Origin of the sequence: Leeuwenhoekiella sp. A16 (genome assembly GCF_047946675.1) — a bacterium.
Lineage (GTDB): Bacteria > Bacteroidota > Bacteroidia > Flavobacteriales > Flavobacteriaceae > Leeuwenhoekiella.
The window spans coordinates 1,355,407-1,380,278 of record NZ_CP172313.1 but is presented as its reverse complement, the minus strand read 5'-3'; the positions used below and the strand labels follow the sequence as shown (position 1 = coordinate 1,380,278).

The window sequence follows — 24,872 nt, the reverse complement described above, 5'->3', positions numbered from 1 at the left end:
AACCTGTTTTCATACGATGATGGTTTAACTGGCTATTTATATCGTGCAGGATATTAATAGCATAACACTACTGCTAAACTTACAAAAAATCTTAATATAACGTTTGCGTAAGCTGTAAATTATTTTGTGAATTTCATTTGAGAAAATCTTTTAGATTTTTATCAATCTGTTATCTTCACTCTTTCGCGAAATCTTTCGGATATTATTTTTGTGATTGTGAACAGCAGTTTTAACCAGGTGTTGAACCTGATTTTATAACTATAAGAGCTATTTTAGGAAGCAATAAGTTAATCAGAATTGGCTGGTCGTAGGGACTACAGATAAATATCTATAAGACCTTCCGGCGTATTGAGGAGAATGAGTTTTTTGTCATGATTTACTTCTTCTATAAACTCATCATTGATGGGAATTAGCACTTCTTTATCTTTATTCTCTATAACGAAAAGCGCCTGTGCCGTATTATCATTTACGCTTTTAATAGTGCCTACCGTACCATAATTCACATCTTTTACAGTGTAACCCGTGATCTGATGGTAGTAAAATTGATTGCCGCTTAGTTTAGGCAACATGTCAAGCGGAAGGTAAAGCTCTGCCCCAATAAGGTCATCGGCGTCTTCTTCTGTATCTACATCTTCAAAGTTAATACGCAGTAGAGTTGATTTGTGCAGTTGGCAGGATTCAATAAAAAATGGAACCAGATTGTCATTAAAATTGACAAACACTGATTCCATTTCTTCGTACTCTTCGGGTTCGTCAGTTTCCAGCTTAGCCAGTAACTCGCCCTTAAAGCTAAATTTTCTCACGATTTTGCCCAGATAGAAACAATCTTCTTTGCGCATCGTGATTTAAATTAAGCTTCGTCTTTTTTCTCTTCTTCTGCAGCAGGAGCTTCTTCAGTTTCAGCAGCTGGTTCTTCAACAGATGCGTCTTCAGCAGGAGCTTCTTCAGGTTGTGCAGCAGCTATACGAGCGTCGTTTACTGCCTTTTCAGCAGCAAGAGCTTCAGCTTTTGCTTTTTCCTGAGCTTTAGAAAGATTTTCTTTTTTAGAATCTACTTTTCCAGATTTTTCTTCTAACCAAGCATTGAATTTTTCTTCCATTTGCTCTTCAGTAAGGGCACCTTTACGCACACCACCAGCAAGGTGATTTTTAAGTAATGCACCTTTGTAAGAAAGTAATCTTTTAGCTGTTTCTGTAGGTTGAGCACCTTTTTGTAACCAATCTACAGCTGCATCTACATCTAGATCGATGATAGCAGGATTAGAATTAGGATTGTAAGTACCTAGTTTTTCCAGAAATTTACCATCTCTTTTAGAACGGGTATCAGCCGCTACTACCCAGTAAAAAGGCTTACCTTTTTTACCGTGTCTTTGTAATCTTATCTTTACAGGCATAAAAATTAATTTTTGGGGTTCCCGACCCCGGTTATAATTTATTTGAGGGCGCAAAGATAATATAAATTTCTGGGTGTTAAGTAGTTTTTATCAGGGTAAACTGTATTTTAGCATTTTAACACTCCCTTATGAAAAAAATCCTCCTCCTGTTATTTGTGTTAATGAGTGTTGCGTGCTCTGATGATGTTGAGATCAATTCCCCGGCAATGCAGGGAGTGCGTGACTCTGTTCTTTATAGGGCAAAGGTAAGCCACGCAGAATTGAAAGATCAAAACAGGGTGCAATTAATGGGAAATAAAGACAATGAGGTGCTTATTTTAAATGTAAGTAATTATTCAGAAGGAACATTTTTAGTAGGTGATGATGAGAACAGCAGTGCAGAATATTATAATGCAGATGGTAAATGGTTTAGTACGCTAGAAGGTGGTGAGGGCGAGATTGTGGTGAGTCGTATTGCAGACAGTACTTTTACAGGTAGTTTTAGATTTAGGGCAAATTCATATACAGATTCTACAGAAGTTGTTTTTACAAAAGGAGTTTTTTATCAGGTTCCTATAACAAATGCGATAACATATGAGCCGGCAGATCCTGTGGTTTCCACTCAATTTAACTGTAAAATAAACACAGTAGAATTTAAAACTCAGGCAGTAGGGGCAACAGTCATAAATAATGATATCTCTGGTTACGGAAGCACATCTAGTATTGTTATCAAACTCATTTTTCCAGAAGATATTGAAAAAGGTATTTATGCACTAGCCGATACGAACACCCAGGAGCTCTATCGCGCATCTTATATGTCAAATGGTTCTCCCTCTTTTATTCAAACCGGTCAATTAGAGATAACTTCGCATAATGTAGATGAAGGTTCTGTGGGCGGCACATTTTCATTTTCGGCAATGAATAAAGGTAATGTAGAAGTGACCGAAGGTGTTTTTGGGTTTAATTATAAGAACTAAATAATTCCTAAAACAAGTTTATTCTATCTGATTTTTAAACGTTTTCTTCCATTTTTCAAGCTTTCGCGAAAGCAACTATTGAGAAACTTCTTCATTAAACTGAACTTTCCCGCCATTTACGACAACATCAAAGATAAAACCGGCGATAGCATCTGTATATCTAAAACCCAGACCGGCCCAATCGTGTGTGCCTTCTGGATCTGATAAGAAATAATAAGAGGCATTAAGATCTTTAAGCTTTTTTATAATTGTGCTGGAGCCATCAAGAAAAAGATATCCTGAATCAGTCGGGTCACAATAATGATGTGCTGCGGTGGCATAAGGAACTAATTTGTCTTTCTCACCGTGAACTAAGAAAGCGGGCACAGCATTTTGTGGTGTGATATAGCGAGCATCCATAACAGCTCCAGAAAATGAAACTACGGCTGCTATAGACATCGTGGGCAGATCTTTAAAACCGGGATAGTTTGCCAGATAAGCTGTGTTTAAAACACCTTCTGCTCCTGCGCTGCTTCCTACTAAAACTATTTTATCATGAGCAAAATTAAAATCACCTGCTATCTTTAGGTAATCTATCGCCTTTAAAATATCTGAAGTTGTTTCTTTAAAAGTAGAGATTTTTTCATCTGCAGGGCAATTACAGCCGAAACCTGTTGCTGTACCTTTTCGCGTAAGCGAGTAACTTATTGATGCTACCGCGTAACCTTTTGTTGCCATTGTCTTACAGAATTCAGACTCGAGCGGATTATCGCGCTTTCCTCCTGTAAATCCGCCGCCATGAACTAAAATCAGCAAAGGGCGATCTGTGTTTTCAACGGCTTCTTTAGCCGTGTAAAAATCAAGTTTTAAGGTGTCAGAATAGGTATGAACAGATTTTGTGATCTCATCATAGACCTGACCTTTGTATAATTCCTGAGAAAAAACTGATAAGGAAATAAAAAAGAACAGTAAGGTAAGCTGGCGTTTTATCATGTTTAAATTTAAGGATTTAAATGGAAATCTGCTTTTAATTCTGCGTTAGAATTACCTCCTACAAACACCTCAAAATCGCCTGGTTCTGCCACAAAATCCAGCGAACTATCATAAAATTTGAGATCATCTGGACTTAAAGTTATTGTCACTGTTTTGCTTTCTCCCTTCTTTATAAACACTTTTTTAAAGCCTTTAAGCTGGCGCAATGGTGGCGTTATACTTCTTACAACATCGTGTAGGTACAATTGAACCACTTCCTCACCATCATAATCACCGGTGTTTTTTACTGTTACGTTAACGGTGACGCTTTCGCCCTGAGCGATTTCCTTTTTGTCGATTTTAAGATCAGAATATTCAAAAGTAGTGTAGCTTAACCCAAAACCAAAAGGTAAAAGTGGTGAGTTAGGCACGTCGAGATAGTTAGATTTAAACTTCTCAAACGCCGGAGTAGGTGCAGGCCGGCCCGTGTTCTTGACACTGTGATATATGGGGATCTGCCCCACATTTCTAGGCCACGTCGCAGTCAGCTTTCCCGAAGGATTATATTCACCAAATAAAACATCTGCTACGGCATTACCTGCTTCTACACCCGGGTGCCATACCTGTAAAATGCTTACCGGCAGGCTAAATTCTTCTTCTATAACCAGAGGTCTGCCGCTCATTAGAACGAGTACAACAGGTTTTCCTGTCTTTACTAATTCGCGTATTAATACTTTCTGGCTTTCTGGTATTGTGATATCTGTTCTGCTTGCTGCTTCGCCGCTCATTTCTGTAGCTTCGCCCACAACTGCAACTATAATATCTGCGTTATATGCAGTTTTTAGCGCTTCTTTAAGCATTTCTTCTGGCGAGCGTTTGTCAATATCTGCACGCATACCAAAAACGTTTATTTTTTTCGCAAGAGCGGAATCATTAGTAATGTTTGCTCCTTTAGAATAGATGATCTCGGCATTAGGAGCCACATTTTTTAAACCTTCAAGAATAGGGACAGACAATTGAGGGTCGCCGGTAGGTGCCCACGTCCCTAACATATTATTTTTGTTATCTGCTAAGGGACCAATAAGAGCGATTTTTGCTGTTTTACTTAACGGAAGCGTGTTGTTGTCATTTTTTAATAAAACGAAAGAATGTGCTGCTGCTTTTCTGGCAACCGCTCTGTGTTCTGGTGTTAGGATATCCTGCTCTGGTCTCTTGGCGTCTATATATTTATAAGGATCATCAAAAAGGCCCAGTTTGTATTTGGCTTCTAAAATGCGGCGGCAGGCCTCTGTTATAGCTTCTTCAGTCACCTTGCCTTCTTCTACAGATTTTTTAAGTGTGGTAAGAAAACCCTCGCCTACCATATCCATATCAAGGCCGGCATTTAAAGCTAAAGCGGAAACTGCTTGCAGGTCGCCCAGACCGTGAGCTGTCATCTCATTTACAGAAGTATAATCTGAAACCACAAAGCCGTCAAAACCCCATCTTTCTCGCAATAAATCGGTTAATAACCACTTATTTCCGGAAGCAGGAACGCCGTCTACATCGTTAAACGAACTCATAACACTTGCAACGCCTGCATCTATCGCGGCTTTGTATGGCGGCAGATACTCATTAAACATGCGCACCCGGCTCATATCTGTGGTGTTGTAATCACGGCCTGCTTCTACCGCACCGTAAAGTGCAAAATGCTTCACACAGGCGATCATCGTTGTATCTGTTGTAAAATCTGCTCCCTGATAACCAGTAACCATCGCTTTTGCAATTGCAGAACCTAGGAAAGGATCTTCCCCCGCACCTTCTGCGATTCTGCCCCAGCGTGGGTCGCGGGCAATATCTACCATGGGTGAGAAGTTCCAGTTTATACCGTCTGCTGTTGCTTCTACCGCAGCGATCTGCGCTGTTCTCTTGATCAAATCCATATCCCAGCTGCTGGAAAGACCTAACGGAATAGGAAAAGTTGTCTTGTAACCATGAATAATATCAGAACCAAAGAAGAGTGGTATTTTTAGTCTGGTTTCATTAACGGCAAAATCTTGTGCGACTTTAATTTTATCGGGGCCTGCCACACCAAACATCCCGCCCACTTCTCCGGCTTTTATTTTTGCCTCCACATTGTCGCTTACAACCGCTCCGGTAGCTACTCCGCCTCCCGGAGTTACAAGATTAAGTTGGCCAATTTTTTCATCCAGAGTCATTTTCGCTAAAAGCTCTTCAACCTGCGGAATGCGCTGTTGCTGTTGAGCTAAAGCGGTTAAACTTAAAGACAGAAATGTTATGAGGAAATATTTATTCATTTGATGTGATGGTTTTTGAATGTGAAAAAAGCCAGGAAAGAAAATCAGGTTCAGCGAAAGCTGAATCCCAGCTGTTATGATTTGCGGTGTCGTATAAATTGAAACGAGGATGCGCTCCCGCTTTAAGCAAAGCATTTACGATATTGACAGAATATTGCGGATTTACAACATCATCCTGTGCACCGTGAAAAACCCACAGCGGCGTATTAGCATATGCTTTTACAGTTGCAGGCTCTGCTGCACCGCAAATTGCAAAGGCGGCTGCAAAAGTATTTGGGTTGCGGTAAAGCATCTCGTAAGTTCCCATTCCGCCCATTGATAATCCGCCCACATAAAGCCGATTTTTGGCTATAAAAGGCTGATTTTTGATAGAATCAAGCAGTTTTTCAACTAAATGGAGGGCTTTTGTGGGTTCTGAGTCTGTTTTAAAAGTGATCGTTAGAGGTTTTGTAGAGCGATCTACATTAACATTTGCCCAGTAATCGTCTTTTGGGCATTGTGGGAAAATTATAACGGCTGGAAATTCTTTTCGCTTAAGCGAATCTAAAAACTGCGAACTTCCATGCGTCAACTGACTTTCATTATCTGAACCTCTTTCGCCTGCGCCATGCAAAAACAAAAGCAATGGATAACTTTCAGTTTCTGAAAAATTTTCAGGATAAAGAATGCGGTAATTTAAAGTATCGCTTTGCGAAATGAATGTTTCCTTAATAAAATCACTTTTGTCCTGAGCGTTGATAACCCAGGCAAAAAGAATACAAAAAGCAAGTAAAATTCTATTTCTCATCTCTTTAATAGTTAGGGTGTTTCATAAGTGAAACCCAGTTTGTCGAGTCCGTTTTGTATGTTTTCATTCTGCATAAATAAATTCCAAATCAAACCAGATCGATAATTCTCGATCATTATAATTTCAGGTCCTTGATCTATCGCTAAGTAAGCTTCTGCCACCCAGTTATATTGCGGACTGTAAGCATCGTAAAAGCCGGCGGGGCCTAATAAAATATCTTTGTTTTCGTAAAAAGTATGCAGCGCTTTTAAAGATTCTTCCGGCGTGTATGGCAACGAACTTATAGCTGCCGTGGGCGAAATTACTCCGCGGTCATTGCCCGGGCGGTGCGCAGAATATCCTAAACTGCCATCATCGTTGCGGCTGTAGCTGGCAGTTAAACCCCAGAGATTCTCGCCATAACCTGTAAAACCAAGCGGATTTTCTACGCAGTAGGTGTAATTGATCAGGCTGTGATTCACATTCACCTGCCAGTAATCTGCATATTGATCGCTGAGGTTATGTGGATTTAAACCGAGATAGGAGTAATGCGCCCAGAATAATGGACCGCCATATTGTTCGGCTCCCTGATGTTTTACCAAAAGCGGAAATCCATAAGCTGAATTTGACGAAATAATATTGCCATTATCTGCCCAACCGGCATCAAAAACGGCTTTTTCTATGCCAAAATCGGCCGAAGAAGCAGCAATAATGTAGGTCAACAAAGTTTCATTGTAACCTTTTAACTGAAGGTTCATGTCGAAATTATAATCTGGACTCCAGTGCCAATACAGCGTATTTTGATTCTGGGTATACCAGTTCCATTCTATTTCAGCAACCAATTTATCAGAAAGATTTGCCAGCGCAATTTCGCTATCAGAACCAGTTTTTAAATAGGAGGAAACACAAATAAGTCCCTGAGCAAGAAAAGCGGTTTCTACCAGATCACCACCATTATCTTGTGTGCTAAAGGGAATAACATTTCCGGTGCTGCCATCAATCCAATGTGGCCATGCACCATAAAAACGGTCTGCACTTTCTAAGAATGAGATCATTTTTTGAAGTTTGGCAACTCCTTCAGCACGTGAAATAAACTGTCTTTCTATTCCTATAATAATTGCCATGAGTCCAAAACCTGTACCGCCGGTGGTGACAACATTTGCATCTGTAGAAGGATTGCCGGGCAAATAGCGCTCTCGTGCACAACCGGAATCTTCCTGGGCATAATCCCAGAAATATTTAAAGGTTTCCTCCTGCGTCAGATTAAGCAACTCTTCGTTAGAAATAGTTTCTTCTTCTTCTGGCGCTTCAGGCTGCGGATTTTCAGTTGGTGTTTCTTCAACCACGGGATCAGGCTCTGAAGAATCTTGAGAACAAGAAACCAGGATAAATATCAAAAACAGTATGCTTAGTTTTATGTTGCTCATTCTTAATGTTATCGTCACCCTGAATTTAGTTCAGGGTCATATTGTAGTTGTTTTAATCCCTCCAGAGGGTTTAATTCCCCGAGGCTCGCCTCGACTAGGAAAATAATTCTGGTTCATACCTCGTGGGCTTGCCTCTAGGTTCTTGATTATAAGATGAGATGCTGAAACAAGTTCAGCATGACCACAATCTTCAAACTCTAGTTAATTGTCCAAATACGGGCTTGTAAAACCTAGCTTTTTGAGACCTAATTGAACATCTTTATTTTCCATGAACAGATCCCACAGCATTCCGCTTCTGTAATTTTCTATCATTACAGGAATTGGTCCTTGATCTATCGCCAGATATCTGGGTAAAACCCATTTTTTTTCGAGACTAAAAGCATCGTAAGGACCATATTTGCCTATCAATGTATCTTGTTTAGTATACAGATATTTAAGAAACTGCATGCTTTCTTTAGGCGTATAAGGCATTGAAGAAAGGGCTGCCGTTGGCGAAATCACACCCAGATCGTTACCAGGTCTGTGACCTGCATAACCATCTACAGAATAGCTAGAGGTTAAGCCCCAGAGGTTTTCACCATAACCTTCATGATTTTCAGGGTTGTCAACCGCATATTTATACTGGATCAGCGCATGGTTTTGATTCAGTTTCCAGTAATTTGCATATTGATCTTTTAGTCCTTTTGGATTTAATCCCAAGTAGGAATAATGCGCCCAGAAAAGTGGACCTACCGGAGCATCATCATGTTCAAAATGATCGAGAACTGTTTGCAAGCCATAATAAGTAGTGTCTTTTGCTATAGCGCCATTTCTTGCCCAGCCTTTTTCATAAACCTCTTTAGTAATTGGATGAGTAGGAGAAGCTGCAGCCAGAACATACATGACCAGACACTCGTTATAACCACCCACGGGGAAGTTCATTTCCCAGGCATAATTAGGAGACCAGTGCCAGTATAAAACGTCTTTGCCGTGTGTATACCAGTCCCATTCTACTTCTTCCCACATTTTCTGTATGCGTGCAGCGAGTTCTTTTTCCTGCTCGTTTCCATCTTTAAAATATTCTTTAACTGTAAGCAGACCCTGCATAAGAAAAGCGGTTTCTACAAGATCGCCGCCATCATCTTTTTGACCAAAAGGCTGCACTTTACCAGTATCACCATGCATCCAGTGGGGCCATGCCCCATGAAAACGGTCTGCTTTTTCAAGAAAGGAAATTGCTTTTTGATAGCGCTGAAAAGCTTGCTCACGGGTAATAAAACCTCGTTTTACACCGGCTAAAATAGCCATAAGCCCAAAACCTGAGCCGCCTGTTGTTACAACATCTTCATCGTTAGATGGGTAAATGTTATCCAGATGAATACGCTCTGCGGCAAGACCAGAATTTTTATTAGCCCCGTCCCAGAAATAATTAAAGGTCTGTCGCTCTACACTATCGAGCAGAGCTTCGTCAGAAACAGTAGCCGATTTTACATCGGCTATTGCTGTTTCCTGGTCTTGAGGGGTGTTTTTTTTATGATCCTGACAGCTTATGATTAATAAGGCCAGTACAATTGCTGTTATACGCATAGTTTTATTTTGCTCAGTGAATGATTACCAACCCGGATTTTGAGTCATTTCAGGAGTTTGAATTAACTGATCATTAGGTATTGGGAAAAGTTTGTTCTTCTCACTAAATGGTAAACCTAAAGCCGTCATTACAGATTCTGCTTGTCCTGTTCTAATAAGATCAAACCAGCGGTCATGTTCAAAGGCAAGTTCGAGACGACGTTCATTCCAGATCATTTGGCGTAGTGCTCCCTGATCTGTAGTTGTAATGTCTGGCAGATTAACACGCTCTCTTACAAGATTTAATGGGCCAAGAGCCGCTGCTGATTGTCCTAACTCATTAAGCGCTTCGGCCTCAATTAATAAAATTTCAGCATATCTTAAAATACGTATGTTCTTATCGCTTTCTCCTGCACCTGGATTAGCACTTGAGTAAGCTTTCTCGTTGTATCGCGGATTCTCAACAGAGCTACTAACTTCTCTGCCGTCAAAAAGAGTTTCTCCCGCAAAAATGATCGTTGCGTCTCTTCTTACAGTGTCACCAGCTTCATTAAAAGCATTTAGCAGATCTTCAGAAGGAGTGTTAAAACCCCAACCCCAGCCACTAGGGCCACGAGCTCCCTGAGTTTGAGAATACTGTTGAATACCATGTGCTATAATTTCGCCTCGAGCTTGAAGTTCAAAAAGCGATTCCGGTCCATTCTCTGTAGAAGCTCTCCATACAGTCGCATAATCAGGTTCTAAAGCGTAATCACCAGAATTAATTACAGCATTAGCCATATCTGCCGCCTGCTGCCATTTTTTCTCGTACAGATACACTTTAGCTAAAAGTCCTTGCGCCGCACCACGAGTTGCTCTGCCTATATCTGCAACAGCGTAATCGCCTTTTGCTGGTAAAGAAGCAGCTGCATCTATAAGATCCTGCTCAATGTAAGCATACACTTCTGAAACAGGAGCTCTGTCTACAAGATTGACTTCCTGAATAGGAACATCGCCAAACCCGCGTACCAGCCAGAAATAATTTAACGCTCTAAGAAATTTAGCTTCGCCTATAAGTCTTTGGCGCAAATCTTCATTAATAGGTTCATAATCCTGAGTATATTCTATAGCCAGAGTTGCCCGGCCAATGGTTTTGTACCACTGTGTCCACATATCTCTAAAAGAAGGAGATGTAGATGTGTAAGTCAGGCCATCAAGCAAGTGTTTATCTGTACCTGTATCTGTAGGCGAGCTCCCCTTATCTGCATTGTCTGAAATAATTTCTGTGATTCCCAGATAAGCAAAAGCGTAAGAGAAATCTGTGTGACGCCCATAAACCCCCGTAATAAACTGCGTAGGAGTAAAAACTTCACCGCTCTCTTCTGCAGTAGGAGCCACAACTTCAACCTCTTCTACAAAGTCATCACATCCGGCTAGCAGAAATGTTGCCAGAAGTACATATATCAAAGTATTAATTCTAATTTTCATAGTATTTCTGTTTTATTTTATAATTGAAGGTTAACTCCAAAAATGAATGTTTTAGTAGTAGGGTAAGCAGACAATTCTATACCAGTAGTACTGGTAGGATCACCATCCTGATTAAGCTCTGGCGTAAAACCAGAATACTTAGTAAACATGAATGGGTTCTGTACGGTAAAGTACATACGAGCCCTGTTTAAGAATGAGATCTCATTAAAAGTATATCCCAGCGTCATGTTGTTGATTCTGAAATAATCTCCTTTTTCTAACCAATATGAAGAAGCGTAAGAATCTCTGTTTGCTCCCGGTGCTGAGTTTGTAGAACCATCACCCGTCCAGCGATTATTAAATGTTTCCTGAGTTACATTCTCACCACCTAATCTTGTATTTGCAAGACCGTTATAAACCTTGTTGCCACCTACACCAAAACCAGCTACACTCAAGTCAAATTGTTTGTAGTTCACATTGATGTTTACACCATAGTTATACGTGGGAATATAAGAGCCAAAGTATTTCTTATCGCGGTCGTCAATTGCACCGTCACCGTTTTGATCTACATAACGTAAATGACCCGGAGCTGCATTTCCTATTGAAGCGTTGTTATCAATTTCATCCTGATTTTGCCAAACCCCGTCAGCTTCATACATCCACCATGAGAAAAGAGGTTCACCTTCTTTTAAACGTTTTGTGATCTGACCATTTCCTAAGCTTCCGCCAGTTGCACCGTCATATCCGGAAACTACATTCTCAACCGTGTTTTTGTTAGTAGATACGTTTACACCTATACTGTAAGTAAAGTTGTCACCTATATTATCTTTCCAGTTAACAAGACCTTCAAAACCTACATTAGATACTTCTGCTGCCTGAGCTAAAAAGTTTCCTTCTGCAGCCGAGTTCAATGTGTTTCTAACATTGATGATCGCATTGGTATTTCTTCTGTTGTAGTAGTCAATTGTACCGGTAAGTTTGTTATCAAGAAGACCGAAGTCAAAACCAGCTTCCCATTCTTCTGTCACTTCCCAACGAAGAGGCTCTACCGGGCTACCAAAAGAGGCACCGTAAATAAGAGTTTGCGAAGGACCAAAGACGTAGTTTTGGTTTCCGCTACCGCCATTGGTTTCAACCTGCTGTACGTTAAAAGGCACATTAGCATTACCTAATTTACCCCAACCTCCAAATAGTTTAAGATTAGTTAGTAGTTCGTTGTTGCTAAGAAATTCTTCTTTTGTCAACGTCCAGCCCACACTAAATGCAGGGAAATTATCAAAGTAATTTTCACCAGTTACAAAATCACTGGTACCGTCACGTCTTAAAACTGCTCTTAAGAAATATTTTTTAGCGTAATCATATTCAACTCTACCAAAATAAGACTGCAGATTTGTAGACTGATTGATAGTCTGGTTTACTGTATTATCAAAGAAAGAAGAAGTTCTTCTGCTTAAGTTTCTCAATCTTTTTTCCTGAAATACATCGTAAGCCTGGGCATTGAGTTCTTCTCTGCCACCAAAATTCTCACGGCTTATTCCGGCTGTCGCCGAAATATTGTGTTCTCCTACAGAAGTCGTGTAGGTAAGAAACCCTTCAAGGTTCCATCTAAAGTAATTTGCATTTATAACGCGATAAGAATTATTAGCAAATTCTGTTGAAATAGTACCATCGCCGTCTGTATCTACACGACCGGCTTCAAATTGAGTTACTGTTCTGCGAGGATCTGAATCTAACCAGCGCTCACGTATCTCACTAAATTCTTTGTTTTCTGAATAGAACTGGGTTGCACCAAAACGACCAGTAAATGTTAATCCTTCTGTAATGTCTAATTCTGCTGCTACCTGTCCTTGTAAAGTAAGGGTGTTAATGTCCTGATCCTGATAGAAAACATCTGCAACAGGGTTACCATGAGGATATAATCTACCAATAGATTCTCCTTCTGCTCCCTGATAGCCTACAATACCTGTGGTTTGATTTACATAAGACTGGGCAAAACGACCATTATCGTAGTATACGGGAACTAAAGGTGATTGTCTGTAGGCATTTGTAAATGAACCAAAGGGCTTTGGTGCCTCATTTGTGTATGAAATGTTTACATTGGGTATAATTCTCAGTTTATCATCTAACACATGAAAAGTGTTGTTACTGCGTATCGTACCACGACTGTATTTATTATCTTTTAAAATCCCTTCTTCTTCATAATAGTTATAACTGAAGAAATAATTTACAGCATCTGTAGCTCCCGAGACTGAGAAACTATTGTTACTTATGTTACCTATTTGTAACAGCTCGTCAAACCAATCTGTATTGAATTGTTGATTAGGTTGAAGTTGAAAACCTCCTACAGCGGCGCTTTCTTCATTAAAGTATTGCGTGTACTGAGAAGCGTTAGCCATATCAACTTTGTTAAGAACACTTCGTACACCGTAGTAAGACTCAATATTAAATGTTGGCTTTCCTTTTTTACCTTTTTTGGTTGTAATAAGAATTACACCATTAGCAGCACGAATACCATAGATGTTAGCATAACTGGCTCCTTTAAGAAAGTCAATTGACTCTATGTCATTTGGGTTAATGCTGCGTATATCTTGTACAGGTTGACCATCTACAACATAAAAAGGATCACGACCACCTTCTGCAGTACCTAAACCACGCACCATTACTGTAGGGGTGGCACCTGGAGAGTCGTTAGCAATAATATTTACACCAGCCACTTTACCTTGTATAGATTGCATAGGTGTAAGCGCAGGTTGTTTAGTAATGTCTTCACTGTCTACAGAAACTACTGCACCGGTGATATCACTTCGCTTTTGATTACCATAACCAATAACAACCACTTCTTCAAGCTCTGAGGCTTCGTCTTGTAGTATAACGTTATAGGTGTCTTGTGTGTCAATAGTAAAGGTATACGCCTGAAAACCCAAATAGGTTACGCGTATAGTTTCACCCTGACTAACTTCTAAAGAAAAATTTCCATCAAAATCTGTGACGGTGTAATTTTCTTTATCTACCACTTTAACCTCGGCTCCCGGAAGAGGAACATCGCGGCTATCTGTAACAATACCGGTTATTGTTTTGGTGTCCTGGGCAAAAACCCCGGTGCCTGACAATAAAAGTAAAAAGATGAGTAATGATTTAACTTTCATGAGCAGTTTTTTTAGATTGTATGTTGAAACTTTCAAGAAAATTAGGCCAATAGTATCTTATCAGAAGTACATAACTATTACATCAAAATGTTAAATATTTATAAATAACTATAAAACAGGTGATTATAAGTTTTAAATTTTAATTATAACGTTTTCGTAAATTTACTTGATGTAGTGTTGATGTAGTATTTATGTGTTAAAAAACACATTGAAGTAATGCATATTAATAATTACTTATTAGAAATTTTGATAAGCTTTTGCCTGATTTTAGATTGAGTTTTTTGCGCAGTCTGTAGCGATGAATTTCTACTCCTCTAACCGAAATTGCCATCAAAGGAGCGATCTCTTTTGTCGTTAAATTCATTTTTAAATAGGCACAAAGTTTAAGATCTTTTGTACTTAAGGATGGATATTTCTGAAGCAGATCGTGAAAGAAATCGTCATTAATTTCACTAAAATTAGTTTCAAAAACCTTCCAGTTATCCTTCCCTTCAAGCATATGATTTATCTTAGTCTGGATATTTTTGAACTTATATTGATTGTCAAATTTATCTTTTACATCATCGAGTTCTTTTTGCACTTCAAGCAGCGAGCGGTTGCGTTTTGCAGCCAGATAAGTGGTGTTTGCCAGTTCTTTGCGCTTATTGTTAATCTCACTAAGTAATTTGTTGCGTTCTGCTATTTGCAAATTTCTTTCTTGTTCTTTAATCAGGCGCTGCTCGACTTCCTGCCTGTGCTTGTTCAATTTTCTTCTATTGACTACATAGATGAGAATAATTATTAAAATTAGCAGGCATGCATAAACCCCAAGCATGAGATTACTGTAATACCAGGCTGGTGCTACTGTGAAGTTTAATATAAGCGGTTCTTTACTAAGCGTACCATTTGATAAGGCCCATATTTTAAGTTCGTAATCTCTTGAGGCTAAATTTTGAAATTCAATATTTCCCTTTAAAGCATAACCTTGTCTTCCGTTTAACGTGTAATAAAATAGGGGAGAGGCTAATTGCGGGGCAGCCACAAGAATACGAATGCTGGATGCCGCTTTATGCGAAATTTCAAAATCGTTCTCTGTAAGGGGAAAATCGCTGTTTTCATCACTAAAACCGGTAAAAATGGGGGCGAGAAAATCATTTGACGCTGCTTCTCTTTTTAACTGATTGATGTTTACTGCAGCAAAGCCTTCATACAGCGTTATGAGATTAATGCTGTCATTGATCTTGACCACCTTATCATAGCCTTTAATTAATCGGTTTTCTATTTGGGGTTCATAAACATATAGACTATCTGTGGTAAAATTGGTATAGACTAAGCCATTACCATGGCGGTTCTTAAACCAATAAAAATCATCCTCATCGCTTACAAGACTGTAACTTGAGTAATTTTTTAGTTCGTTAAAAGGTTCTATTTCATCATTTATTGTGTTGTAGCGAAACCAATTACCGGCGTTATAAAAGCATATTTCATTACGTATCTTATGTATTGAGGTCTTGTATGCGGTAAAGAGGGAATCATTCTTATAAACCTTCAAATTCTTAACTTCTCCGGTTGCAGGATCAAGAGTCAACTTAAAAAATCCTTTATAAGGATGCGATGCCCAGGCAGTCTCGTCATCCTGAAAAACCACTTTATCTGTTGGCGTGTTGGGTGCCTCAAAAGTTTGTAGATAATTAAGTGAATTATCTCTCAGCTTCTTGTAAAGACTTAAACCGTTATAAGTTGAATTGATATACAGATCGCTGGTATTGGGAATTTTATCCAGGCGATAGCTACCTGTACGTTCTGAAACCGGAAATATCTTATCATTTGCTATTTTAAATATGCCGCGGTTGTGGTTGCCATAAAGCTGCTCACCTATCTGCGAGAAATTCCAGACCTGCCCCTGTGATCCCTCTATAAAAAACTGCTCATTATCCTTTAAAAAATGAATACCGGTATTAGTTCCAAGATAAATTTTATGCTGATAAGAAGCGACATCATAAACAGCACCCAGCTCACCACTTTTATCGCGATAGTATGAAATGGCAGCATCAAGATCTATTGCATCCAGGCCGTTATCGAGGCCTATCCAGAGGGTTTTTGCCTGTACTTCAAGAGCGAGAACGGTATTGTTCTGCAAACCATTACCGCGGTGAAAGTTTTTTAGAATTTCGCCCTGAGCGTTAGTTGTAATAATACCTCCCTTTATAGTGCCAAAAACCACCTGATTATGGAAGATTTTGACCTTGTTTAGCTCGTTTTTTAGCAGGAATTCATGAAGAGCGTCACTTCCCCAGCGCATTAATTTATTCTCCTGTAATTTGAAAACTCCGCTAAGTTTTGTGCCTACAAGTACAGTGTCTTTGAGCAGAGCCAACGTATTAATTGCATCGCCAGAAGCAATGGGTTCTTTAGTGAGCGGTGTGAAATTTGAATCGCTGAAGCGGAAGAGCCGCCCATCGCTGCTTCCTAATAATATCTCATTTTCTGTTACCAGAAGCGAAGCAATTAAAAAAGAAGGTTTGTAAGCTTGTATAGAATCATCTTTATAGAGATAAATCTTACCGAAGGATCTAAAAATTATACCTTGAGGAGATGCAGCTATCTGCCAGAATTCTTCATTATCAAAAGTATCTTTAATAAGGTGGGTGAGCGATGTGTATTTTAAAGAACCAAATTCATCATTTTCCCAGTACCCAAACTCTTCATAAGAACCTGTGTAGATTTTTCCCTGGTGATAAAAAACAGAACGAATTATGGTTTTATTAGGTAATTGAAATTTAGTCCAGCGTTGACCGTCATAACGCAGCAGCCCTTCATTATTGGCAACATAAATAAAACCTCTCTCGTCACTGCTCAACCCCCAGTTCTGGCTGGCGGCATTGTACGTTTTTGTATTATAATTAAGAACAGGGGGGATTAATTCCTGTGCAGAAGTTATTCCCCATAAAAGGAGAGCGGTGATTAACGGGGCAAATAATCTTATTTGAAGAATCTCTTTCACAACGATGAATTTCAACTTTAAAAATATAGAATGTGTAAAAATAACGCCTTACATGTTCATATTTCTAAAACGAGCATCAAAGAAAGTTTTTGGCTGTATTCATCTTGGCACTTTTATACGCGGCGAATAAAGATGTAATGGCAATTAATAACCATAACAAATCAACCACGTATAAATTGCTTTCCGGTTTTAATAATATGCTCCAGACCCAGTTTCCGCTTACAAAACCATCTAATAATGGAATAAAAATCGCTAAAATACCGCCTAAAATCAGGCAAAAACGGGTCATAAACCGCAGGTTTTTCTTTAAAAAGAGAAAGGTTGAGAATAGTAGCCAGCTAATAAAGTAGAAGCTGTAAATAAAAGACTGCCCTTCGTTAGGATAAATTTTCACGGCAATAAAGGCAAGAGCCGTTACCGGAAACATACTTAAACATATTGCCAGATAAATACGCACTACCGCATTGTTGAATTTCCTTTTTTTCTCAGGCATATTCTTTTTATCTCTTGCCACGAGCCAGATCATGACTCCGCTAACTATCACAAGACAGGAAATTATTCCCAATATAAACGAGGCTATTTTTAATAAATAGCCACCGTAATCGCCGTAATGCAGGCGATAGAGCAAATTCTTAGCCTGATCGAGATAAGATGCCTGTTTAAAAGGATCTTTTTCAAAAACAAGCAGTTGCGGTGAGATCTTATAAACAGCTTTACCCGGTGCTGTGAGTTGGTTATCATAACCCAAAGCGCCTTCAACAGCTACATGCATATTTTTGTCACCATAGTTAAAAATATGAACTTCACTAACTTCAAAGCCATTCCATTTTTCTTTCGTTTTAGAGACGAGTTCATTTATACTGAAATTGCTTTCAAGAGGGTTATTTTTAAAAGCAACAGGCTTGTCTGTAAATTCAAGATCTTCATATAATTGAGCCTGATCACCATCATAAATTGTAAAAACACTTGGCGCCACAAGTAAAATCTGTAGCATAAAGAAAGCGCCGGTAACGGCATATACAAACTGAAATGGCAAGCCTATCATGCCTAAGCCGGTATGCGCATCAGTCCATAAGGTTTTTAATTTAGCCCAGGGGCGAAAAACATAAAAATTAGACACAATCTTGTCCCAATGCACAAGAACTCCTGTGACAATAGCAAATAAGAAGCACAACGCTACAAAACCAGAAAGGTAATAACCTACAGGATAGTAGATCTGTGCAAAAAAGTGAAGGCGATATAAAAATTCACCTAACGTGTACGACTTTATATATGAATAGCTTTTGTAAGTGAGTGGGTCGAGATAGAAGTAGGCGCCCGCCTTATTTTCTTCTGTTGCTAAAGTATCTTTAGAAGCGCCTAGTGAAACATTTACTCTGCGCTCATCAAAAGTTTTAGAAATTTGTATATCGCGCCCATTCAGGTTATAATTTTTCTGAATACTATCAAGAGCTTCATCAAAATCAATGTGCATCCCCTGACTATTAGCAGTAGCTTCATTGCGTTCCCAATTCACTATTTCATCTCTAAAAAAGGAGAAAGAGCCAGCAAAAAAGATTACAAATAGTCCTACGCTTATAACAATACCACTTACCGTATGCAGATTAAAAAGAACATTATAATCTCTGTTGTTCATTGAGATAGCGGGTTAAGTGATTTGCCAAAGTAGATAGCTAATGCGAAAGCAAAAAGCAGAAGTATATAAATGCCCCAAACCTTCCAGCCATTTTTTGCGAGAAAGGGTAAGATCATGAGTACGACCCACATGATGAAGCCGCTGTAGGTTGATGTGATTAAAACTTCAGGTCTGGGCAGCCACGTTGCTAATGCCAGATGAAGAGCAATTGTCACCAGGTAGCCACCTAAAATACCAGCGCTTATTTTCGCAAAACGCTGTGTATTTGAGTTTGTAAGGTATTTTTTGTTTGCCGGCATATTAAAGCACAAAAAGTTCAATTAAAAAGGCAGTGAGCATTATTATGGTAATGAATATTGTATTAAATATTTTTAGCGGTACAAGAAGAATGCATAAACTCCCGGCAAGCATTAATACTACAAGAGCTGTGAGTATACCAGATGCATAACCATAAGCGGAAATTTGAATCAAAAACCCACCAAATAACAGTAAAAATCCGACTATTTTAGTCAGATTTTTATGCTTCCTGAGCCGATTTTCGGGAAACGCGCTACTTGTTAATTTTACTTTAGAAGAGGTGCTGTACCAAAAATAAAATCCCATTAAGATCAATAATACCGAGACAGTTATCATTTGTTGCCGGGAATACAATAAGTTACACAATGCCAGATGAACTCATAGTTGTCACCATTGTAAACTCCGGGAGCTTCTTCTTTGGTAGTAACTTCTACAATATATTTGGTATCCCATGGGAGATCAAAAGCGATGAAACCATTCTCGTCACTTTCAAGTTTTTTTGACCACAGATCAGCAACATAAATTGAAGCTTCAGTTTTTGGTAAAGGTTCACCTTTGTAAAGCACCTGAAGTTTAACTTTTCCGGTTTCGGCAGGTATGCTTTTTAGGGTGATACCTTCAGGATTATTTATAGCGGTTTCTTCATTTGCCGCTCCTACGTTTACTTTCGCGACAGCGTGATAGTGAGTCTTGAAAATTCCGAAATCATATTGTGTATAGTCAACAACGTCAATTTCATTATTATTTAAGAACAATGTATAAGTCCCGTTAACTTTTGGAATAAAAGAGCTTGAATAGAATTTCTCTTCGGCACTAGTTTGCAGGCGCGTTTTATTGCCAGCAGGATCAACCAGCCAAAGCGTGAATTTGTCCATTTTAGCAAAAGCATCGCCCCCAACTTCTTCTGTCACGCCGTAGGTATATTCACCAAAATATACGCGTACGGTTTGTTCCTGATTTAAGTTGCCTGTAGCACTGGTTTCTACCCACATATAGTGAGCAAATAACTGGGCAGATGCCATGACTAAAAATATTGATGTGATGATTATTTTTTTCATATTGACTAAAGTTTATAAGTTATAGATAATCTTGCGTTGGTTCCCGGTTCAGACTGCCAGTACATATATGTGGCATAGGCTGATCCTGAGTACAGGTATTTGTTCAAAATATTATTCACATTGAGGCGCACATTAAAGTGTCTATTTTGCCAACTTACGCCACCATCTAACCGGAAATAGTCTGGTAATTCAGATTCATTGTCTGCAGCCCAGTTCCAGGAAGAACGGTCTGCTTGAAATTGGTACCCCAGGGAAGCACCAAAACCTTTTAAAAAATTATTTTCGGTAAAGGTGTAATTTGCCCACCCATTGGTAACGTGCTTAGCATGTCCTGCGACTTTAGTGCCTATGTTATCAGGATTTGTGTCTTTGGTAATTTCTACATTGGTATTGGCATAATTAAGTACCACATTTAATTGAGGGGTGATTTTTCCCTGTATGTCAAATTCAAACCCATTAGATTCTACCTGCCCCAATTGAATGGAATAATTAATATTCTCAGGATCGCCTACCAGTACGTTGTCTTTTGTGATTTTATATGCAGTTAACGAGCTGTTTAACCGGCCATTGAACCAGGATTTTTTCAATCCTCCTTCAATATCGCTCGATTCTTCAGGATCAAAACTTTTACCTGTAGCACTTAATCCTTGTTGGGGGTAGAAAGATTCATCGTATAAGCCGTAGACTGTAAAAGTGGGCAGGATGTCATAACTCAACCCAAACCGGGGTGTGAATTTAGAAGCATCTGCCCCTGTACCATATGAGAAGATATCGGCATTGGTGTACCTTCCTGCAAGGGTTAAACGTAGTTTTTCATTAAAAAAACCAATCTCGTCCTGTAGGTAATATCCTCTTGATGTGATGCCCTGATGACCGCCCTGACCGCGTGTTTTGATACTTTGTGAACGGTCAAATATAGGCATGACCGCATTTCCATATACCGGGTTGAATACGTTGAATGGATCTTCTGCATCATCTATGGCTCCTCCCTGAGCCCAGTCTGCCCAATATTCCCTTTTGTTGTAATCAAACCCTACCAGTACGTTATGATGAATCTGGGCGGTATTAAAACTACCTGTACCAAATAGTTGAAGGATGTTAGTTTCTCCCAAAGCATCCCAAATACTTACGCCCCTAACCATATCCCCATTTTCTTCTACGGTCAGGGGCCAGGGAGTTGCACCTTCCTGATCATATTTGATATAGGAATATTGCGCCTGAAATTCCCAATTTGAATTAAATCTATGGGTGAAATTGGTGAAAGTTCCCAGTTCCTCAATCTCCGTTGTTGGAAAATTAGTGTCAATTGCAGAAAAATCTCGATCTAAGCCGCCAAAACCTATAGCAATAGGCGCAAAAACGTATGCCGAACCTAAAGGCATATCAGCTTCCTGGTAGGTGAATTCTGTAGTTAATGAGGTTTTATCTGAGAACTCATATTTTAATGAAGGCACTACCGAGATCCTGCTAGACTTTTCGAAGGGGCGATGCGATTCTTCTGTAGAAGCCATTGCGTTAATCCTGTACTGCAATTTTCCATTAGCAGTTGCATCCCCATAATCCAGAGTACCTCTGTAGGTGTCAAAACTACCTACTGCAAAAGAGGCTTCTAAAATCCTGTTTGGGCTGGGCTTTTTTGTAACCACATTATAAAAACCTCCCGGTTGTCCCGCAGCCAGCATAAAGCCGGCCGGCCCTTTTACAAACTCTATGCGCTCTACCATGCTCATATCTTCAGCTAAGGGCCCCCAGGTCATCTCTACATTCATTCCATTTCTAAATGCCGGGATCTTGAATCCCCGCATGTTGATGCGAGCAAAATTTCCCCAATGCTCGATCATTGTTGCCCCACTCACATTACGGCTCACACTTTCCATCATGGTATAAGCTTGCTGGTCTTTAAGTAAATCTGCACTGATGACCTGTATGTTTTGCGGGGTTTTTATCAAAGCTGATTTTAAGCGTAAACTGCTGGAAGGTTCTTTGGCAGCATACGTTTTTTGATCGGTAGTGATTAGTACTTCACCTAATTGTTCATTACTCTTTTGAAGTGTGATGGTTAGTTCTTTAGTTTCATTTTTGGAAAGGGTAACCGGCAGGAGTTCGGTTTTGTACCCAATTGAAGTGATTTTTAGGGTGTAACTTCCCGGAGTTACATTTTTTATTTCAAATTCACCTTGATCATTAGTGGTTGCTCCTTTATTAGTGTCAACCAGGAGTACATTGACGTTTGATATAAATTGATCATTTTCAACTACTATCTTGCCTTTAATACTTTGTCCAAATGATAAGGTTATGCAGAAAAACAGGGTGATAAAGAGAATTGGTTTTTTCATAGGTTGGTTGGTTAAAGTCCTTCCGCTTAAACCAGAAGGACTTTTGGCTAATTCAAAACATTAAAAATTATAAGTGAAATTTGCTGCTACACTTCTTAGGTTTTGCGGACTAAGAGTAGACCAGCCTTTGTAATATTCTTTGTTTGCTATATTATCTAGCTTAAGCGTAATTCTAAAATCAGGGCAGCCATAAAAGACTGATGCATTAACTATTGTATATTCTGGCGCAGTGAAAATCCCGAGGTTATTTCGGTTATAAATTTTATTTTCACTTGCGTAATTCCCGCCAAAACCTGCTCCAAAACCTTTTAAATCGCCCTGAGAGAATGAATAACTGGCCCATAGATTTGCCAGATTTTCGGGACCCGCACCTTCTGGGCGTATACCCACAAAAGCAGCATCACCTTTTGTGAGGTCACTATCATTGTGGCTAAAACCGGCAATAAGGTGTAAACCATTAACAGGGTTTGCTGTAAGACTAAATTCTACACCTTTACTTGTTTGTTCCCCGTTTTGTATGTAGTAATAATTCTGTGCGTCCTCATCAATACGTAAAGCCACATCTTTTACAGTGATGTTGTAATAACTGATGCTTGCACTTAGTTTATTTTGAAAAAGATTGAGTTTTGTACCAAATTCAAATTGATTAGCATGCTCAGGATTAAGAGAGCGTGTAGAAATAACACCATTAGTATTTTCGGTTACAGGAGCAAGATTGCTAAACCCGTTCATGTAATTGGCAAATAGAGAAACCTGGTTGAGAATAGGTTGATATACTACACCAAATTTGGGCGAAAATGCCGTTTGTGCATATGAATCATTAGAAAATCGATCTGCACGCAGACTAGCCATAGCAGAAAGCTGAGGTAAAATATTGATCACGTTAGAGGCATAAGCACTAAATATTTCCTGCTGTGATTTTGACGGAGTTATTTTACCGTTAGCCAAGAGCGCATCTGTACCCGCTTGCGTGAGTACACCGCTGTCATCTGTATAAGTCGCAGGATCATCATTGCCTAATACTCCTTCATTAAATTGCTGTAGATTGTCACCTATGTAGATCATCCCGTTGCCTACATATGGCGAACTATTATCAATCGCATTTCTGCGAAAATAATCAAGACCTACTACGATGCGATTGCGCATAGTGCCCAGATTAAAATCGCCTATAAAATTCTGCTGAATATCTGTACCAATAATTTCAGAGTTCTGCTTGCTTATATAGCGACCCAGAACAATACCTTCAGTCACCGGGGTATATTGTGTGGTTTCGTAGAGATAAGAATAATAGCCATCAGATTTTGCAGATGATCTTGAGAATACAGTTTGTGAGGTCCATGAATCGCTCAGTCTGTAATTCATTTGTCCTTGCAGGCTGTAAGTGGGTGTTTCAATATATAGGTCATTGCCGGTATAAGAGCGTTTATGATCATAACCCAGTTCATCAATATTATGAACTCTTAACTCGGCACCGCGATCAAAGAAAAGCATGGTTTGATTAGTGCTTTTACCGGTATAAAATTCAGTATTTATAAAAAAGGAAAGACGATCATTAACCTCGTAAGAAAGTGATGGAGCAAAGAAGAACGATTTTTTAAAACCTGCATCCTGAAAACTGTTTTGAGTATGGTAAGCCGTATTTATGCGTAGGGCTATATTTTTTTCAGTACTAAGCGGTGTGTTGACATCTGCCGTAACGCGGTTAAGACCGTAACTCGCAGAAGTATATGATATGCTTCCGCCAAAATTAGTATAAGGACGTTTGGTATTTACGTTTATTAAGCCACCATAGGAGATAAGGCTGCTGCCGTAAAGCGTTCCAGATGGCCCTTTTATCACTTCTATACTCTCAATATTTGCGGGGTCAGGACTTCCGCTTGTTATACTCGGCATACCATTTACAAGGGTGGGTTGTACAGCAAAGCCGCGTAGTGAAAAGTAACCTGCCCCATCACCGCCTCTTCCTGTTGACTCCCATAGTCTGTCAATGCCAGGTGCGTTTTTTAAAGCATCGTCAAAGTTTGTAATGACCTGTTCCTGCATTAATTCAGTTGTGATTGTATTGTAAACCTGAGGGTTTTCAATGTCTGCAAGCGGCATTTTAGAAACGGCAACACTGCGTTCACGAGAAAAACTGTTGCCTTTATGGGCATTAAGGGTCACGGCATTAAGTTGCTCTTCAGAAAGAGAAAGAACAATAGTGCCCAGATCTGTGGTTTCATTGGTTTGAACAAGAACATCAATGGTTTTTGTGTTGTAGCCTATGTAAGATGCACGCAAAATATAATTGCCCGGCTGTAAATTATTAAAGATAAAATTCCCCGTAGCATCTGTAGAAGTTCCCTTACCTGTGCGCAGAAGATCAATATTTACAGAAGTAAGAGTCTCGTTTTGTGCAGTGGTTACTTTTCCTGTAATTCTTCCTGTCTGCGACCAAAGAGAAAGAGAAAATAGGAATAGTGTGGTTAGGAGTAGTTGATTTTTCATTTATTTAGATTGATTAAGAATAAGGCAAATGTAAAATGAGATTTTTAAACCACAAAGCTTATTTAGATTTAATTTAAATAAATTTTAACGTTGCTGAATGTAAGGTGTCCTGCAGGTGGGGATTTTTTAGCAGTTTTCCCCGATTTTT

The 24,872-nt window shown here is 39.3% G+C and carries 16 protein-coding genes; 1 reads left to right on the top strand and 15 read right to left on the bottom strand.

Annotation, left to right across the window (positions count from 1 at the left end):
- Positions 1–314: 314 nt before the first annotated feature.
- Both rimM and ACH3O9_RS05845 read right to left on the bottom strand, forming a co-directional pair.
- Positions 315–839, bottom strand: coding sequence for a ribosome maturation factor RimM (gene rimM, locus ACH3O9_RS05850; RefSeq protein ID WP_416445221.1), 525 nt, complete (start codon positions 837–839; stop codon positions 315–317).
- An 11-nt stretch (positions 840–850) separates the two neighbouring features.
- On the bottom strand, positions 851–1,393 hold the full coding sequence (locus tag ACH3O9_RS05845; protein ID WP_416445219.1) for a 30S ribosomal protein S16: 543 nt from the start codon (positions 1,391–1,393) through the stop codon (positions 851–853).
- Between the two features lie 128 nt (positions 1,394–1,521).
- Between ACH3O9_RS05845 and ACH3O9_RS05840 the strand changes: the two genes are divergently transcribed.
- Complete coding sequence (locus ACH3O9_RS05840; protein ID WP_416445217.1) at positions 1,522–2,349, top strand: DUF6252 family protein; 828 nt, start codon at positions 1,522–1,524, stop codon at positions 2,347–2,349.
- 75 nt (positions 2,350–2,424) lie between these two features.
- Here ACH3O9_RS05840 and ACH3O9_RS05835 read toward each other — a convergent pair whose 3' ends face one another.
- The 13 genes from ACH3O9_RS05835 to ACH3O9_RS05775 all read right to left on the bottom strand — a co-directional run bounded on the left by ACH3O9_RS05835 (position 2,425) and on the right by ACH3O9_RS05775 (position 24,724).
- Positions 2,425–3,321, bottom strand: coding sequence for an alpha/beta hydrolase (locus ACH3O9_RS05835; protein WP_416445215.1), 897 nt, complete (start codon positions 3,319–3,321; stop codon positions 2,425–2,427).
- Between the two features lie 8 nt (positions 3,322–3,329).
- Positions 3,330–5,597, bottom strand: a complete 2,268-nt coding sequence (bglX, locus tag ACH3O9_RS05830) for a beta-glucosidase BglX (protein WP_416445213.1) — start codon at positions 5,595–5,597, stop codon at positions 3,330–3,332.
- Positions 5,590–6,384, bottom strand: a complete 795-nt coding sequence (locus ACH3O9_RS05825) for an alpha/beta hydrolase-fold protein (RefSeq protein ID WP_416445211.1) — start codon at positions 6,382–6,384, stop codon at positions 5,590–5,592. Before ACH3O9_RS05825 ends, bglX begins: the two co-directional genes overlap by 8 nt.
- 11 nt (positions 6,385–6,395) lie before the next feature.
- Positions 6,396–7,790 carry a glucoamylase family protein gene (locus ACH3O9_RS05820; protein WP_416445209.1) on the bottom strand — a complete coding sequence of 465 codons (1,395 nt, stop codon included), beginning with the start codon at positions 7,788–7,790 and terminating at the stop codon, positions 6,396–6,398.
- Between the two features lie 201 nt (positions 7,791–7,991).
- Positions 7,992–9,356, bottom strand: coding sequence for a glucoamylase family protein (locus ACH3O9_RS05815; RefSeq protein ID WP_416445207.1), 1,365 nt, complete (start codon positions 9,354–9,356; stop codon positions 7,992–7,994).
- Between the two features lie 24 nt (positions 9,357–9,380).
- Entirely contained in the window at positions 9,381–10,802 is a 1,422-nt protein-coding gene (locus tag ACH3O9_RS05810) for a RagB/SusD family nutrient uptake outer membrane protein (protein ID WP_416445205.1), read from the bottom strand.
- Positions 10,803–10,819: 17 nt separating this feature from the next.
- Positions 10,820–13,927: a SusC/RagA family TonB-linked outer membrane protein gene (locus ACH3O9_RS05805; protein ID WP_416445203.1), complete on the bottom strand. Its 3,108-nt coding sequence runs from the start codon at positions 13,925–13,927 to the stop codon at positions 10,820–10,822.
- A gap of 223 nt (positions 13,928–14,150) precedes the next feature.
- On the bottom strand, positions 14,151–16,910 hold the full coding sequence (locus ACH3O9_RS05800; protein ID WP_416445201.1) for a LuxR C-terminal-related transcriptional regulator: 2,760 nt from the start codon (positions 16,908–16,910) through the stop codon (positions 14,151–14,153).
- Between the two features lie 76 nt (positions 16,911–16,986).
- Positions 16,987–18,546: a PepSY-associated TM helix domain-containing protein gene (locus tag ACH3O9_RS05795; protein WP_416445199.1), complete on the bottom strand. Its 1,560-nt coding sequence runs from the start codon at positions 18,544–18,546 to the stop codon at positions 16,987–16,989.
- Complete coding sequence (locus ACH3O9_RS05790) at positions 18,543–18,845, bottom strand: hypothetical protein (protein WP_416445197.1); 303 nt, start codon at positions 18,843–18,845, stop codon at positions 18,543–18,545. The genes ACH3O9_RS05795 and ACH3O9_RS05790 overlap by 4 nt, the downstream gene beginning before the upstream one ends.
- 330 nt (positions 18,846–19,175) lie before the next feature.
- A complete protein-coding gene (locus ACH3O9_RS05785) occupies positions 19,176–19,901 on the bottom strand; it encodes a DUF4198 domain-containing protein (RefSeq protein WP_416445195.1) in 726 nt (241 codons plus the stop codon).
- Positions 19,902–19,906: 5 nt separating this feature from the next.
- Positions 19,907–22,237 (bottom strand): TonB-dependent siderophore receptor, encoded by a 2,331-nt coding sequence (locus ACH3O9_RS05780; protein WP_416445193.1) that lies wholly within the window; start codon positions 22,235–22,237, stop codon positions 19,907–19,909.
- 60 nt (positions 22,238–22,297) lie between these two features.
- Positions 22,298–24,724 (bottom strand): TonB-dependent siderophore receptor, encoded by a 2,427-nt coding sequence (locus tag ACH3O9_RS05775; protein ID WP_416445190.1) that lies wholly within the window; start codon positions 24,722–24,724, stop codon positions 22,298–22,300.
- Positions 24,725–24,872 lie beyond the last annotated feature (148 nt).

Bases quoted from the DNA above. Each gene is read 5' to 3' on its own strand.
- bglX (WP_416445213.1), bottom strand. From the start codon at position 5,597: ATGAATAAATATTTCCTCATAACATTTCTGTCTTTAAGTTTAACCGCT.
- ACH3O9_RS05780 (WP_416445193.1), bottom strand. From the start codon at position 22,237: ATGAAAAAACCAATTCTCTTTATCACCCTGTTTTTCTGCATAACCTTA.
- ACH3O9_RS05795 (WP_416445199.1), bottom strand. From the start codon at position 18,546: ATGAACAACAGAGATTATAATGTTCTTTTTAATCTGCATACGGTAAGT.
- ACH3O9_RS05815 (WP_416445207.1), bottom strand. From the start codon at position 9,356: ATGCGTATAACAGCAATTGTACTGGCCTTATTAATCATAAGCTGTCAG.
- ACH3O9_RS05840 (WP_416445217.1), top strand. From the start codon at position 1,522: ATGAAAAAAATCCTCCTCCTGTTATTTGTGTTAATGAGTGTTGCGTGC.
- ACH3O9_RS05775 (WP_416445190.1), bottom strand. From the start codon at position 24,724: ATGAAAAATCAACTACTCCTAACCACACTATTCCTATTTTCTCTTTCT.
- rimM (WP_416445221.1), bottom strand. From the start codon at position 839: ATGCGCAAAGAAGATTGTTTCTATCTGGGCAAAATCGTGAGAAAATTT.
- ACH3O9_RS05805 (WP_416445203.1), bottom strand. From the start codon at position 13,927: ATGAAAGTTAAATCATTACTCATCTTTTTACTTTTATTGTCAGGCACC.
- ACH3O9_RS05835 (WP_416445215.1), bottom strand. From the start codon at position 3,321: ATGATAAAACGCCAGCTTACCTTACTGTTCTTTTTTATTTCCTTATCA.
- ACH3O9_RS05825 (WP_416445211.1), bottom strand. From the start codon at position 6,384: ATGAGAAATAGAATTTTACTTGCTTTTTGTATTCTTTTTGCCTGGGTT.
- ACH3O9_RS05785 (WP_416445195.1), bottom strand. From the start codon at position 19,901: ATGAAAAAAATAATCATCACATCAATATTTTTAGTCATGGCATCTGCC.
- ACH3O9_RS05845 (WP_416445219.1), bottom strand. From the start codon at position 1,393: ATGCCTGTAAAGATAAGATTACAAAGACACGGTAAAAAAGGTAAGCCT.
- ACH3O9_RS05790 (WP_416445197.1), bottom strand. From the start codon at position 18,845: ATGCCGGCAAACAAAAAATACCTTACAAACTCAAATACACAGCGTTTT.
- ACH3O9_RS05820 (WP_416445209.1), bottom strand. From the start codon at position 7,790: ATGAGCAACATAAAACTAAGCATACTGTTTTTGATATTTATCCTGGTT.
- ACH3O9_RS05810 (WP_416445205.1), bottom strand. From the start codon at position 10,802: ATGAAAATTAGAATTAATACTTTGATATATGTACTTCTGGCAACATTT.